A 13,585-nucleotide genomic window follows, 5' to 3' on the forward strand; every position below is an offset into this window, starting at 1 on the left:
TTGACGAAAAACGGTAATCATATAACGAAAGTAAAAGGAGGAACACTCATGGCGACACGCTGGATATTCGGCAATCAATTGAATCACGATCTCCCTTTATTACAGGAAGCAAACAAACAAGACGACGTCATCCTGATGGTCGAAGCGACCTCGCGCTCCAAGTGGAAGACGTACCATAAACAAAAGCTCGTCCTCGTCTTCTCAGCGATGCGACATTTTGCGGAAGAACTGCGCGAGAAGGGCTTCACTGTCGATTACCGGGAAGCCGATTCGTTCGATCAGGCATTCCAGGCGCACCGGAAAGATCATGATCCGGATCATGTATTTTATACAGCGATCACGGACGAACCAATGCGCAAGGCGATGCATAAGTGGCAAGACGCTTTACCGAAGAAAATCACGGTCGAGGTTTGTTCCGACGTGCCGTTGTTTTTACTGACACAGGAAGAAGCGGTCGAAGCAATCGGCGACAAGCCATACAAGATGGATCGGTTTTATCGCAAACTGCGCAAGGAACGAAACGTTCTCATGAACGGCTCTAAACCGATCGGTGGAAAGTGGTCGTTTGACGCCGATAACCGGAAACCGGCGAAGTCCGGGACGACGTTTCCGGATCCCGTTCAGTTTCGTCCCGACCACATCACAAGGGATGTCATCGATAAGGTCGAGCGTGATTTTTCCGATCATCCAGGAGCACTTGATTCCTTTCATTGGCCGGTTACGCGAAAGGAAGCGATGCAGGCTCTCCATCGTTTCATCGAAGAGCGGCTTGAGACGTTCGGGACGTATCAAGACGCCATGCTGACCGGGGAAGATACGTTATCGCATTCGCTCCTGTCAGCAGTAATCAATCTCGGCTTACTGACACCGGAAGAGGTCATTCGTCAAGTCGAGGCAGCACTTGAAGAACAGGATGCTCCGCTCAATGCGGTCGAAGGTTTCATACGCCAAATCCTCGGCTGGCGCGAATACATGCGTGCCGTCTATCTGGCCGAGATGCCAGACTACGCTTCCGTCAATGTGCTACGGCATGAAGCGGATTTACCTGACTTTTTCTGGACCGGGAAGACGAACATGAACTGTGTCGCTGAATCGTTACGTCCTGTCGTCGAGCATGCCCATAATCACCACATCCAGCGCTTGATGGTGCTCGGGAACTTCGCCAATCTGTTTGCGATCTCGCCGCAACAGACAGCAGACTGGTTTAACGAGATGTACATCGATGCCTACGACTGGGTCGTTTTACCGAACGTCCTCGGAATGGCGCTATATGCCGACGGGGGAACGTTATCGACTAAACCGTACATCGCTTCGGCGAATTACATCCATAAGATGAGTGATTATTGCAAGGGATGTCCGTTTCATCAAAAGGACATGCTTGGAGAGGATGCCTGTCCGTTCAACGCCTTGTACTGGGACTTCATCGATCGGCATGAAAAACGCTTCGCTGATAATCAGCGGATGTCGATGATGTATCGGCAATGGGGAAAGCGCGATGCGGACAGCAAACGCGATATTCGAAAGAAAGCTAAAGCACTTCGGAAACAACTACAGGATGGTGCTTTCGATACACCATGAAACAAGCCGGTCGGATTAGGTCCGACCGGCTTGTTTTGGCTTACGCACTTTTTTGATTAGCTGCTTGTTGTTTCTTTTTCCGGAGGTGATATAGTCCAAATAGTCCGAGGAACCAGACCGGTGTCAGCAACAAGGCTGGACGTGTATCGTCAGCAAATAACATAACGACGAGAATGACGGCAAACAATCCGAGCACGAGGTAATTGACGAGTGGTGTCAATGGTGCTTTGAATGTCGATGCTGCATGTAATTCCGGATTTTGTTTCTTGTACCGGAGATGACAGACGAGGATGACACCCCAGACCCAGATGAAGCAGATTGCACTGATCGTCGTGACGATACTGAACGCTTGTCCCGGTAACAGCTTACTGAGCAAAGCACCGACTGAGACGACGATCGTCGAGACGAACAAGGCGTTTGCTGGAACATGATTTTTGTTCAACTTCGAGAACTTGTTCGACGCTTGCTGTTGATTTCCCAGGTTATACAGAATCCGGCTAGTCGAGAACATTCCGCTGTTACATGCAGAAGCAGCGGATGTCAGTACGACGAAGTTGATGATTCCTGCTGCGAGCGGAATCCCGATCAAACTGAACGTCTTCACGAACGGACTTTCTGTTGCACTTAATCCTGTCCATGGGTTGATCATCAAGAGAATCAGCAAGGCACCGACATAGAAGAACAGAATCCGGAGCGGAATCTTATTGATCGCGGACGGGATGTTCTTCTTCGGATCCGCTGTCTCCGCTGCGGATACCCCAACGAGCTCGACGCCGACATAGGCAAAGACGACCATTTGGAACGATAGCAGGAATCCAGAAATCCCGTTTGGCATCCATCCGCCATGCGACCAGAGATTCGAGACCGTCACGGGACCTGCGTCCGTTTTAAAACCGATTGCGAGCAGGACGATCCCGACACCAATCAAGGCAAGGATCGTCACGACCTTGATCAAGGCGAACCAAAACTCAAGTTCACCGAACAATTTAACGGTCAATAAGTTAAAGCCAAGTAAAATCAAGAGCGCGAGAACGGCTGGAATCCATTGCGGGATATCAAACCAATACTTGACGTACACACCGACGGCGATGATGTCCGCCATCGCTGTCATAATCCAACAGAACCAGTACGTCCAACCGGTCACGAATGCGGCACGTGGTCCGAGATAATCTTCTGCGATATCCGTAAGTGACTGATAACCTGCTTTTGACAATAACAATTCCCCAAGTGCCCGCATGACGAAGAAGATCGCTATCCCGACGAGTAAGTAGGCAAAAATGATCGATGGTCCGGCGAGTTGGATCGCTTTACCTGATCCTAAAAACAAACCCGTTCCGATCGTTCCACCAATGGCAATCAACTGTACATGACGATTCGATAAATCTCGTTTTAATCCTTGCTGTTCCAAACCTGAACTCCTCCTTATGATGGTTTCTCTACGCTTCAGACCGTTCTGTCGGTCCTGAAAAAAGAAAAAAGAGACTGGACGAATGTCCAATCTCAACAAAATCAAAGGAATAACCCATACACACCACTATGACATTCCATGAATGCCCGTCGCTGCATGTGATTACTCTTCTGTCCGTTTGCCTGAGATTGTGAACCCTTCGGCGCCGTGTCGACACGGTCTCTCCAGAAGCTGCTCCTGCCATAGTGTGACCCATGACAATCATAGCTTTCTCTTTATTTGATTATCCGATGCGTCGCTGCATCGATGAATTGTTTCTAATTCTAGTAATCTTAAAAGCATTTGTCAACGCCTTTTTCAAAATCATTTTTCAATCTATGAAAAGGACTTTACCATCTTTTCCAGAAATCATACAGCACCACTTGATCACGAAAGGATGAAACATTCATGTCGACGATTTACTTGATTCGCCACTGTGAAACGACCGGTCAGGCACCTGATGCCCCATTAACACCTCGTGGAGAAGAACAGGCGCAACGACTGTGCACGCAGTTACTTGAGCTTCCGATTACACACCTTATTTCGAGTCCGTATCGTCGTGCGCTCGATTCGATTCAACCACTTACGACTGCCCTGAAACTTCCCATTACACGGGAGGATGCTTTGAAAGAACGACAGTTAAGTGCTGTTCCACTTGACGATTGGCAGGATCATCTCCGACAAACGTTCGTCGATCCAGATTATACGTGTCCTGGTGGTGAATCTAGCCGAATAGCAACTGAGCGTATCACGCGTGTCGTCGATGAAGCGTTGCAACAGCATGATGGATCCATTCTCGTGACACACGGGAATTTGTTGTCTTTATATTTGCATTCGATAGATCCAACATTTGGATTCCAAGAAAGCTTACAGCTTAAAAATCCGGATATTTTTAAGGTGACGCAAGTAGATGATGTAATATCCTTTCAACCAATCGATCTACATTAACGGAGCCTGACTAAAATATGCATAACGCTTCAATTCTAATACGGTTTGTTCAAAATTAATTTTTTGATCATCAAAGACTTGTATGTAATCGGGGCGTTGTGCAATCGTCATCGTTTTTCCACTACGAACACTTTTTGGTCGACTTAAATTCAACTCATTTTTTTGAGAATACTTCAACAATGCTTGCATGCACTGATCCCGATACTCTCTTATATTTTGACTATCAGCAGCTTCTACCTTTGCTTTTAACATTGATTCTTCTAACTGCCAATAGTGCGGTTGACTATCGTCTCCTTTCCACCAGAATGCCCAAAATCCTCCACGTGCATTTACAACGCGTCCCCATTTTCCGTTCTTCAATTCTTTTTGTAAATCTCTATAGAATCCTTGCCAAGAGAAGGTATTCCATTCGGTAATTGGTAGTGATTTATACGATTCGATCGAGGTGTCGATCTGCTTGAGATAATGAAGATAATCATTCAAAATATCATTGGTCGTCGAAGTATGAGAGCCGCTCAGTACTTCGATCATCTTCGCTCGCGTAAATACTTGATATCCTGCTCCTGTAACGCCGGAGTAGTCGCCTTGTTCTACGATTTTGTAATAAATCGGTATAGGCTTTAAATGTTTGGTTTCTGGGTGAGTTTGGACCATTTTAAGATATCGACTTAGTTGATCTGAATGATGACTTGTAAATACTTTGTCCTCAATCATAATGGCATATGTCTCATTGATGATCGCTAATATATCTAGACTGTTAAATTGTCTTTTAATATATACACTTTGAATCAATTCGTTTAATTGACAGTTATGAAGGTCAAAAATTTCTTTAACAAATACATTCGCAATCGCATGGAGTTGTGGATCTTGACTTCGTGCTTCTTCTTCCGCCCATTTCAATAACCAACATAGAAAGGCATCTTGCGATAACTCACTGGTAGCATAATCAAAAATATTAGGTTTCAAACGAATACCTCCTTTTTATACAATATAACCATTTAAATTCCTATCATTATTTAATTGAAGAATAATAATTAACTTTACTCATTCAATTTACTTATAGATTTCATAAGAACTATCTATTTACTTCCCTTCGAAACGGCTTTATATTAAACGAATTGATAACAAACATTAAGTAGTTTTTGATTTATGTATGAAGCGAAACTTCGAAAAATCTGCTCAATCAATCAACAAGCCCTTCCGGATCATCGGAAGGGCTTGTTTTTATACTTCATTATGTGCGCCATAGCTATGACGAAGGGCAAATAACAGTCGAATCAATGATTCATGATAACCGATGAACCAGCCTTCTTCGATCCCATTGACGATCGCTTCTTCTGTCATCCAAGCGACACGCTGAACTTCTTCTTCCTGCAGTGTCAAAGTCGTCAGATCCACTTCTTGTTCGACGAGATAATAATCATCAAAACCGATTTCAAACGGAATCGTCAGATGGGGGCGGACACCCGTGAAATCAATATCGAGTCCAAGCTCTTCCGACAGTTCCCGTTGCGCTGCCATCTGACTCGTATCCCCGCTGATCGCACTGCCCCCGACCGTCAGATCCCACATGTTCGGCCAACCGGATTTGAACGGTTGCCGTTGTTGGACGAGCATCTCTCCCTTGGCGTTAAAGACACAGACGTGAATCGTCATATGATAATCGCCGGCTGTATGTGGCGTTCCCCGTGTCCAGAGCCGTCCTGTTTTCTTGCGATCTTCTGTGTATACATCCCACTGTTCCATCTTGCACCATTCCCCTTTTTAATTGATGAAAGACGAGTTATTCGAGCTTTCCTCCGCTTTGACGCAATCAATCGCGACGACGAGGGCGATCAATAATTCTTCCATCGCTTCATCTTCGACTTCGATCATGTACTGATCGGTCCAAGAAATCCACTTTTTCTGCACGCGACCAATCCGTTGTCCCTGTTGCAGGACTTCAAAATCGACATCCCACCAGTCGCCTGTGACTTCGAACTGATCCGAGTTGATTGTATAACGGTTTTTGAAGAACGTGAACTCTTTGATGATTTCAAACGATTGTCCTACTGCTTCGACATAAAAGACTGGACGGAAACTAAACGTTTTTTTCTCGATTTCAGCGACGACTTCTCCATTTCGGTTCGTTACGGTGAAGGTCTTCGGTAATTTCATAAAACTACCCTCAATGTTATACGCATCGTGTCCTTCTTCGTCCTGAATCGCAAATCGTCCACGCAAACTGAAGGCTTTTTGTTTCATATAAAGTGTATGCATACCGGTCTCCTCCTTTAATGTATAGTCTTATTTACGACATTACTGACAGAAAAGATTCAAAATCTGGAAATAGTCAGTTGGTGCAGTTTGTAACAGAAGCTTCAGTGGTATCAAGTTACATAACACGAATCTACGGGAAAGAAGGAATTTTGATGTCTATCGATACGATTGTGCTCTTCATTTTACTCGCCATCGCCCTGTTGATCATCCTTGTCCCACCCCTCCTCCTTTGGCACGTCTGGCGCGCCGATCGTCGCCAGCAAGAACATGCGGTCCTGCGCAACTTCCCCGTCCTCGGAAAGATGCGCTATATCCTCGAAAACATGGGACCGGAACTCCGCCAATACTTATTTCTCAACAATAACGAAGGCAAACCCTTCTCCCGCAATGAATACAAGACAGCCGTCCTTTCTGGCAAATACCAAAGTCGGATTCTTGGTTTTGGCTCGGAACGTAATTTTGAAGAAGCTGGTTTTTATGTACAAAATGCCCTCTTTCCAACGAATCGACAGGAATTACGGATCGATCAATCAGAACGTGTCGATACGCACATTTATCAAATTGATCGCGATGAACTGTTTACGCGGAAAGAACATCTTGTTGCGAAGCAAATCTCACCGTATCTCTTGAAAGTGGAGGATGCACCAGTCATCGGGGCGACGACGTGTCGGCACCCTTATCAAATCCAAGGGCTGATCGGTCAATCAGCGATGAGTTTTGGTGCACTCGGTGACCGGGCCATCACCGCTCTATCGATTGGACTCGGTCGCGCTAAAGGAAGCTGGATGAATACTGGTGAAGGCGGGCTATCCGACTTTCATCTCAAAGGTGACGTCGACATCATCTGTCAGATTGGTCCCGGTCTGTTCGGTGTCCGGACGGAGGACGGCGACTTTTCGTTCGACGAGTTTCAGAAAAAAAGTGAGTTAACGCAAGTCAAAGCCTTCGAACTCAAACTTGCCCAAGGGGCTAAAACGCGTGGTGGACATTTAGAAGGCGCAAAGGTCACGGAAGAGATTGCCGCTGTCCGGAAGGTCAAAGTCGGTGTCGGCATCGATAGTCCGAACCGGTTTAACGAATTCACGACACCAGAGACGATGCTCGACTGGGTCGAACGTCTACGTGAGATTGGCGGAAAACCAGTCGGGATCAAAGTCGTCGTCGGTAATCTTGAAGACATGCGTCAGTTGATTGCTCATATGAAAGAATCCGGTCGTCATCCAGACTTCATGACGGTCGACGGTGGCGAAGGAGGGACAGGCGCGACGTTCCAAGAACTTGCGGATGCTGCCGGCCTACCACTCTTTTCCGCATTACCGTTCGTCCATCAACTTTTGACAGAAGCCGGTTTACGCGACAAGGTCAAAGTGTTCGCATCTGGTAAGCTGATCAGTGCTGATAAGATTGCGATCGCTCTCGCCCTCGGCGCTGACTTCGTCAACATCGCGCGTGGTTTAATGTTTAATGTCGGCTGTATTCAAGCCCAAGTCTGTCATACGAATCACTGTCCAGTCGGCGTCGCGACGACTGATCCGAAACTGCAGAAGGCGCTGATCGTCGACGAAAAAAGTTTCCGCGTGACGAACTACATCATCTCGTTACGAGAAGGACTTTATAACCTGACAGCGGCAGCAGGACTCGTCTCACCGACGGAACTTCGCCCAGAACACGTCATCTATAAGGACGAAGCCGGACACCTGATTCCGGGTCCGAACTGGATGAAGCAGCATATGGTACACCAATCTCTTTCCTCACGGTAACGAATAGCACTCACTTGCACTTTTTAACGAGAGCGCTTAAAGTGTATAGTTGATGAAATTCTTTAACCACACATGTGCATTACCTTAAGGAAAGGGTTTAATATACTATGAAAAAGAACTTTTGGCAGGACTTACCACGACCATTTTTCGTCTTAGCACCGATGGAAGACGTCACTGATGTTGTCTTCCGCCACGTCGTCGCAAAAGCGGCGCGTCCGGACGTCTTCTTCACGGAATTCACGAATACAGAAAGCTATTGTCATCCGAAAGGCAAGCAGAGCGTCCGCGGACGTCTCGAGTTCACGGAAGATGAACAACCCATGGTCGCTCACATTTGGGGCGACAAACCGGAATATTTCCGCGAAATGAGTATCGGTATGGCAGAGATGGGCTTTAGCGGGATCGACATCAACATGGGCTGTCCCGTCCATAACGTTGCCGTTAATGGAAAAGGCTCTGGCTTGATCAATCGTCCGGAAGTGGCGGCTGAACTGATCCAAGCGGCAAAAGCGGGCGGTCTCCCAGTCAGCGTCAAAACGCGTCTCGGCTATACGAAGGTCGAAGAGTGGCACGATTGGTTGCGCCACATCCTCGAGCAAGATATCGCGAACCTCTCGATTCACCTCCGGACACGTAAAGAGATGAGTGCCGTTCCAGCACACTTCGAATTGATTCCGGAAATCAAGAAGTTACGTGATGAGATCGCACCACAGACGTTACTGACGATCAATGGGGATATCAACGATCGCCAACACGGTCTGGAACTCGTTGAGAAATACGGTGTCGACGGCGTCATGATCGGTCGCGGGATCTTCCACAACCCGTTTGCGTTCGAAGTCGAGAAAAAAGAACATTCTAGCCAAGAATTACTCGATTTGTTACGTCTACAACTCGATCTACACGATCATTACTCGGCTCAATTCGAGCCACGTCTCTTCAAGCCATTACGTCGGTTCTTCAAGATTTACGTCCGCGGATTCCGCGGCGCGAGTGAACTTCGGGTCAAATTGATGGAGACGAACTCAACGGACGAAGTCCGTGCTTTACTCGACGCCTTCGTTGAAGAAGAAGGCATTCACGAGGTCAACTCGTTTTCAATCTAACAGCAAAGCACGCCTCCTCGGCTTGAGGAAGCGTGCTTTTTCGTGTCACCAGCGTTCGACGGTTTGCCGCGTATCTGCACACCATTGTTCAAAGTCAGACTGATGCGTCAGCGATAGGAAACGTCGTTTGCCGAGTCGCCGATCGAGCCGTGCGATACCACGGATGAAAGGATGTGGATGAACGAGTGCTTGTTCAAACGCAAGATTCGGATACTCTAACAAATCTTGTTGCATCTCATAGTTCTCTAGATACCCGTCTTGTTTGACTTGTCGTTCGATCTCAGCCGATAACGCATGCGACTGTTCCAACCAGTCGGACTGCCATAGCGCTCCGTCTGGTTTTTCCGGTAACTGTGCAGCCCGTAACGCGTAACGCCGATCGACTTCCCGTTCGAAGCGAAAATCGTCTGCTCCAAGAATCTCTTCTCCGTCAAACGTCATCCAGACACGACTGGGGTTATCTTGAATCCGGTAGACAGTTGCGCGAAAAGCGATTCGTCCTTGTAACGACGGGGCGAGCAGTTGCTCGACCCGCTTTTTGATGATGGAAAACTGCAAGCGATCCGTCCTTTCCGTCCGGCTAATGTGATTAGCCGTTCTTCATATGAAACGATTCCGCAAGCGTGAACGTCAACTCTTTTAACTCCAGACCACCGAGTGCAAAGTAGAGTTTTAAATAATTGTGCGGGTTGAAGACGAAGACGTCCTTCGTCTGGCTGACCCACTCGCCGTTCGTTCCGTTGAAGGTGAACGTCGCGACCGGCATGTTATTCGCAAACAATGTCACCGGCATTTGCGCCAGTTCGCCGGCATTCGAACATGCCGTCAACGTGACCTGATACATCCCTGTCTCTTCTGCTGTGACAGCGAAGACGTGACTACTGCCCGTCGTCGTCGCAACATCCGTTAACGAGAACGCATTACCACTGACGAGACGCTGGTGCGAGACAGCTTGATCTTCGAGTGCCTCTTCTTCAACCGGTGCCCCGAGGACCTCGACGGGTGACGCCGTTCCGATCACACGATCCATGACCGGTGACCGCAGTAGAAACTGACAGATGTTCGCCGCACTCCGCAATAACTCGGAGCGTCGAAGTGTTCCGTCTGCGAGAGCCGTCAATGTATCATCCTCGAACGGATTCGTTCCCGGTTCGCCGACGACCATATAGAGATCGTTTTGCGAACGGACCATCGTCGCCGTTTGCTGCCGGTTTGCTTCCGTTCCTTCGGCGTTGATTTTCGCCCACCAGTCGGTCATGACGATTCCGTCAAAGCCCCACTCATCGCGCAAGATGCGTGTGTTCTGATCGTATAAGCCGGCAGTCCAGATGCCATTGACGGCACCGTACGTCGTCATGATCGAGTATGCTTTCCCTTCCTTAACTGCCATCTCGAACCCTTTCAAGTACAACTCACGTAACGCCCGTTCAGACACGATCGAATCCAGATCATGCCGGTGGAACTCTTGGTTGTTGGCACTGAAGTGCTTCAACGTTCCCGTCACACCAACCCGGTGCATCCCGTCGAGCTGTGCCACGGCCATTTTTCCAGTCAGATACGAATCTTCCGAGAAATACTCGAAGTTCCGTCCGTTGAGTGGATGACGGTGGAGGTTCATCCCGGGTCCAAGCAACGTATCAATCTCGTTCTTCCGTAACTCAAGACCTGTCATCTCAAATAGATCGGCAATCAATGTTGTGTTGAACGTCGAGGCAAGCAATGTTCCGTTCGGTAACGAGAAGGCTTTCGTCCCGATGTCCATCCGGATTCCGGACGGACCATCCGCGCAGCAGCCTGCTGGAATGCCGAGTGCTTCGAGTTCTGCCGTCACGCCACCAAAAGCTCCCGCCGTTCCCGGTGTGACGCGCGGTGAGTTCATCCCTTCGCCCCGGACGATTGCCGCGAGATCCGCATCCGTCAATTGATCGAGGAACGTCTCAAGCGTGACACGCTCTTCTTTGACGTCGCGTAACTTCCAACCGGCATCTTCCGTCTGCGTTCGTTCAACAGGACGCTCTTGTTGACGGCGCTGTTCCGGATCGATCGTCCGCAGTGGTGTTGCTTCATACGTCACCGTATATCCCGTTTCGGTCGCTTGCGGTTTGATGCGTTCAAACGCCGTCACCGGTGCCATGTTCTCCGTTAAGACGTCCGTGACGTCAAGCGTCTCGACAGAATGGCTTGCGACTGGAACCGCCGACCGGACGTCCGTTCCGAGATAGAGCTGATACGTGCCAGGTTCGACGACATAAGACGACTTATGCCCGGTAACGCCACTATCGTCATAACTCGCGAACGAGGCGAACGGTACGACGAGTGTGAGAGATTCTTGCTCGCCTGGTGCGAGTTCTTTTGTCTTGCCGAACGTAACGAGTTGACGCGTCGGGTTTCCAAGTTGTCCTTGTGGTTTCTCGAGATAACCTTGTACGACTTCCTTCCCGCTCGTCTGACCGGTATTCGTCACCGTCGCCGTCACCGTCCAAGCATCAGCTGACGTCGTCACGTCTGTCGTCAGGTCGAACGACGTGTACGATAATCCGTACCCGAACGGATACAAGACCGCTTCCGGTGCGAACGTCTCGAAGTAACGGTACCCGACATAGATGTCTTCTTGATACAACGCGCGATCAGCATGACCGAAGTATGGTGTCGACGGATAATCATCGAGTGAACGAACGATCGTATCCGGTAGTTTTCCAGACGGCGAGACGCGGCCGAGCAAAAGATCACTCAGTCCAGTTCCGCCTTCCATTCCTCCTTGCCACGCGTAGAGGGCAGCACTTGGCGTCGTCTCTTCGACCCAGCGCATATCGATGATATTCCCGACGTTCAAGACGACGACGGTCTGTTTGAAGTGTGTCGTCACGAGTCGGAGCATCTCCTGTTCCGTCTCCGTTAAAAAATAACTCCCTGGATCCGCTGTATTGTCGCGGTCTTCCCCAGCCGTACGACCAATCATGATCAAGGCAACATCGGAGTCAAGCGCTGCTTGCTGAACGAGTGTCGCGTCAAGCGGCATCTCTTCTTGCGACCACGGTTCGGCTGCCCAGCCTTCACCTTGGTCAAACGGATGGTCTTCAAGCCATGTCTCGTACGCCTTGAGGACGTCTGCATTCAGCGTCACGTCTTCGCGTAGCATATCGAGCGGACTGACGACGTTCGTAACGTTGACCATTCCGCCTGATCCTGTACCACTTTTATAGTAGTTGAACTGATTACGTCCGAAGACAGCGACCGTCGATGCAGGTTGCAACGGGAGCACACCATCATTGTGTAAGAGGACCGCCCCTTCCGCGACGGTTTGTCGTGCGAGTTTTGTATAGGCTTGCCAATCGAGTGTGTATGTCATGCGTCATCCACCTTTGTTAGTTAGTTTAAGAAAAGAGTCGTTTTAAGTCCTTCGCGATTTCGTCTAAGCTGTCTTCGGCTTGCGGATACAGACCGAGTTTATCAAGAAAAGCATGTTCCATCCCCCGGTACTGGAGATAGCGGGTTTTGACGCCGGCGCGCGCCAGCTTTTTCGCATACGCTTCCCCTTCAAGACGTAAGTAATCAAACTCTCCCGTAATGACGAGTGCCTCTGGTAGATCGTCGAGCGTCGCGAACAACGGTGAGATTCGTCGATCCGTCGAATCACTTGCTTGAACGTACCATTGCTCGAGGATACCTTCTTCATCTTGAAGTGAGAGAATGATCCTTTCGAGTAACTGCGATTCCGTTTGTCGATCATACGCTTCAAGCGTCCAGTCATATTCCGGATTCGGATGTTCCCCGACATTGACGACTGGATAATACAAGACTTGATAGCGGATATACGGCGTCGGACGCTCGCGGTCGAGCAAACAACAGACCGTCGCTAAGTTCCCACCGGCACTATCACCTGCAACCGCGATTGCGCCTGGATCAATCCCAAGTCGATCAGCGTGTTCGACTGCCCAATCGATCGCTGCATGACAATCTTCAAGCCCTGTCGGAAACGGATGCTCTGGCGCCAATCGATAACCGACCGACAAGACGGCGACGTTCCCTTTATCGGCTAATGCCTTACAGGGGTTCTCGACCGTCTCGAGCGTGCCACCGAAAAAACCACCGCCATGGAAATAGACGACGAGCGGGAGCGGACGCGCCGCTTCCGGACGATACAGCCGTGCTTCAATCGTGGTATCGGGTCTTGGGATCGCGAGGACATCCGTTGAGATTTGCCGAGTCGTCACGTCTTCGTTGTCCCACCCCATGCCGGCACGTGCCAGTTCGACTGGCGACGCCCCTTCTGGAATCGAGACCGATGGACGCTGCGTGAGGACGACCTCACGGACACGCGGATCGAGTGTTCCCGGAGTCGAGACGTCAGGAATCGGCTTATCGACGATTTCGAGTCCGTCTTGATGGATAGATGAACGATTTCGTAACGTCCGCAGTAAATCTTGCATCGAGGCGGTAGACAAATGGATCGCTTCCTTTCTGGTTAAACCGTTATCGAAAGCGCTTTC

At 49.2% G+C, this 13,585-nt stretch carries 11 protein-coding genes and 1 riboswitch; of the genes, 4 read left to right on the forward strand and 7 right to left on the reverse strand.

Annotation, left to right across the window (positions count from 1 at the left end):
- Window positions 1–48: 48 nt before the first annotated feature.
- Complete coding sequence (locus tag ACN9MT_RS15470) at window positions 49–1,578, forward strand: cryptochrome/photolyase family protein (RefSeq protein WP_426272553.1); 1,530 nt, start codon at window positions 49–51, stop codon at window positions 1,576–1,578.
- Window positions 1,579–1,618: 40 nt separating this feature from the next.
- On the opposite strand, the gene ACN9MT_RS15475 is transcribed toward ACN9MT_RS15470, so the two are convergent.
- Window positions 1,619–2,986: an amino acid permease gene (locus ACN9MT_RS15475; protein WP_290753740.1), complete on the reverse strand. Its 1,368-nt coding sequence runs from the start codon at window positions 2,984–2,986 to the stop codon at window positions 1,619–1,621.
- Window positions 2,987–3,146: 160 nt separating this feature from the next.
- Window positions 3,147–3,224: riboswitch (glycine riboswitch) on the reverse strand.
- Window positions 3,225–3,433: 209 nt separating this feature from the next.
- Between ACN9MT_RS15475 and ACN9MT_RS15480 the strand changes: the two genes are divergently transcribed.
- Complete coding sequence (locus ACN9MT_RS15480) at window positions 3,434–3,973, forward strand: histidine phosphatase family protein (RefSeq protein WP_426272554.1); 540 nt, start codon at window positions 3,434–3,436, stop codon at window positions 3,971–3,973.
- Here the strand turns inward: ACN9MT_RS15480 and ACN9MT_RS15485 are convergent.
- The 3 genes from ACN9MT_RS15485 to ACN9MT_RS15495 all read right to left on the reverse strand — a co-directional run bounded on the left by ACN9MT_RS15485 (window position 3,965) and on the right by ACN9MT_RS15495 (window position 6,232).
- Complete coding sequence (locus ACN9MT_RS15485; protein ID WP_290753750.1) at window positions 3,965–4,939, reverse strand: PD-(D/E)XK nuclease family protein; 975 nt, start codon at window positions 4,937–4,939, stop codon at window positions 3,965–3,967. The genes ACN9MT_RS15480 and ACN9MT_RS15485 overlap by 9 nt on opposite strands.
- A gap of 258 nt (window positions 4,940–5,197) precedes the next feature.
- Window positions 5,198–5,719 carry an NUDIX hydrolase gene (locus tag ACN9MT_RS15490; protein ID WP_375092289.1) on the reverse strand — a complete coding sequence of 174 codons (522 nt, stop codon included), beginning with the start codon at window positions 5,717–5,719 and terminating at the stop codon, window positions 5,198–5,200.
- Window positions 5,720–5,737: 18 nt separating this feature from the next.
- Window positions 5,738–6,232 (reverse strand): LURP-one-related/scramblase family protein, encoded by a 495-nt coding sequence (locus ACN9MT_RS15495; RefSeq protein ID WP_426272555.1) that lies wholly within the window; start codon window positions 6,230–6,232, stop codon window positions 5,738–5,740.
- Between the two features lie 152 nt (window positions 6,233–6,384).
- Here ACN9MT_RS15495 and ACN9MT_RS15500 point away from each other — a divergent pair, with 152 nt between their 5' ends.
- Together ACN9MT_RS15500 and ACN9MT_RS15505 are read left to right on the forward strand one after the other, a co-directional pair.
- Complete coding sequence (locus tag ACN9MT_RS15500; RefSeq protein WP_426272556.1) at window positions 6,385–7,992, forward strand: FMN-binding glutamate synthase family protein; 1,608 nt, start codon at window positions 6,385–6,387, stop codon at window positions 7,990–7,992.
- Window positions 7,993–8,099: 107 nt separating this feature from the next.
- Window positions 8,100–9,095, forward strand: coding sequence for a tRNA dihydrouridine synthase (locus ACN9MT_RS15505; RefSeq protein ID WP_029343007.1), 996 nt, complete (start codon window positions 8,100–8,102; stop codon window positions 9,093–9,095).
- Window positions 9,096–9,140: 45 nt separating this feature from the next.
- On the opposite strand, the gene ACN9MT_RS15510 is transcribed toward ACN9MT_RS15505, so the two are convergent.
- From ACN9MT_RS15510 to ACN9MT_RS15520, 3 genes are read right to left on the reverse strand one after another with little or no spacing between them, the layout of a single operon-like run.
- On the reverse strand, window positions 9,141–9,653 hold the full coding sequence (locus ACN9MT_RS15510; protein WP_426272557.1) for an SF0329 family protein: 513 nt from the start codon (window positions 9,651–9,653) through the stop codon (window positions 9,141–9,143).
- 31 nt (window positions 9,654–9,684) lie between these two features.
- The gene (locus ACN9MT_RS15515) at window positions 9,685–12,444 is read right to left on the reverse strand and encodes a glycoside hydrolase family 3 protein (protein ID WP_426272558.1); all 2,760 of its coding nucleotides are present in this window, start codon (window positions 12,442–12,444) and stop codon (window positions 9,685–9,687) included.
- A 25-nt stretch (window positions 12,445–12,469) separates the two neighbouring features.
- A complete protein-coding gene (locus tag ACN9MT_RS15520; protein WP_426272559.1) occupies window positions 12,470–13,540 on the reverse strand; it encodes an alpha/beta hydrolase in 1,071 nt (356 codons plus the stop codon).
- Window positions 13,541–13,585: the final 45 nt, after the last annotated feature.

Origin of the sequence: Exiguobacterium sp. R-17, from assembly GCF_049913315.1 — a bacterium.
GTDB lineage: Bacteria > Bacillota > Bacilli > Exiguobacteriales > Exiguobacteriaceae > Exiguobacterium_A.

Bases quoted from the DNA above. Each gene is read 5' to 3' on its own strand.
- ACN9MT_RS15470 (WP_426272553.1), top strand. From the start codon at position 49: ATGGCGACACGCTGGATATTCGGCAATCAATTGAATCACGATCTCCCT.
- ACN9MT_RS15480 (WP_426272554.1), top strand. From the start codon at position 3,434: ATGTCGACGATTTACTTGATTCGCCACTGTGAAACGACCGGTCAGGCA.
- ACN9MT_RS15490 (WP_375092289.1), bottom strand. From the start codon at position 5,719: ATGGAACAGTGGGATGTATACACAGAAGATCGCAAGAAAACAGGACGG.
- ACN9MT_RS15495 (WP_426272555.1), bottom strand. From the start codon at position 6,232: ATGCATACACTTTATATGAAACAAAAAGCCTTCAGTTTGCGTGGACGA.
- ACN9MT_RS15500 (WP_426272556.1), top strand. From the start codon at position 6,385: ATGTCTATCGATACGATTGTGCTCTTCATTTTACTCGCCATCGCCCTG.
- ACN9MT_RS15505 (WP_029343007.1), top strand. From the start codon at position 8,100: ATGAAAAAGAACTTTTGGCAGGACTTACCACGACCATTTTTCGTCTTA.
- ACN9MT_RS15515 (WP_426272558.1), bottom strand. From the start codon at position 12,444: ATGACATACACACTCGATTGGCAAGCCTATACAAAACTCGCACGACAA.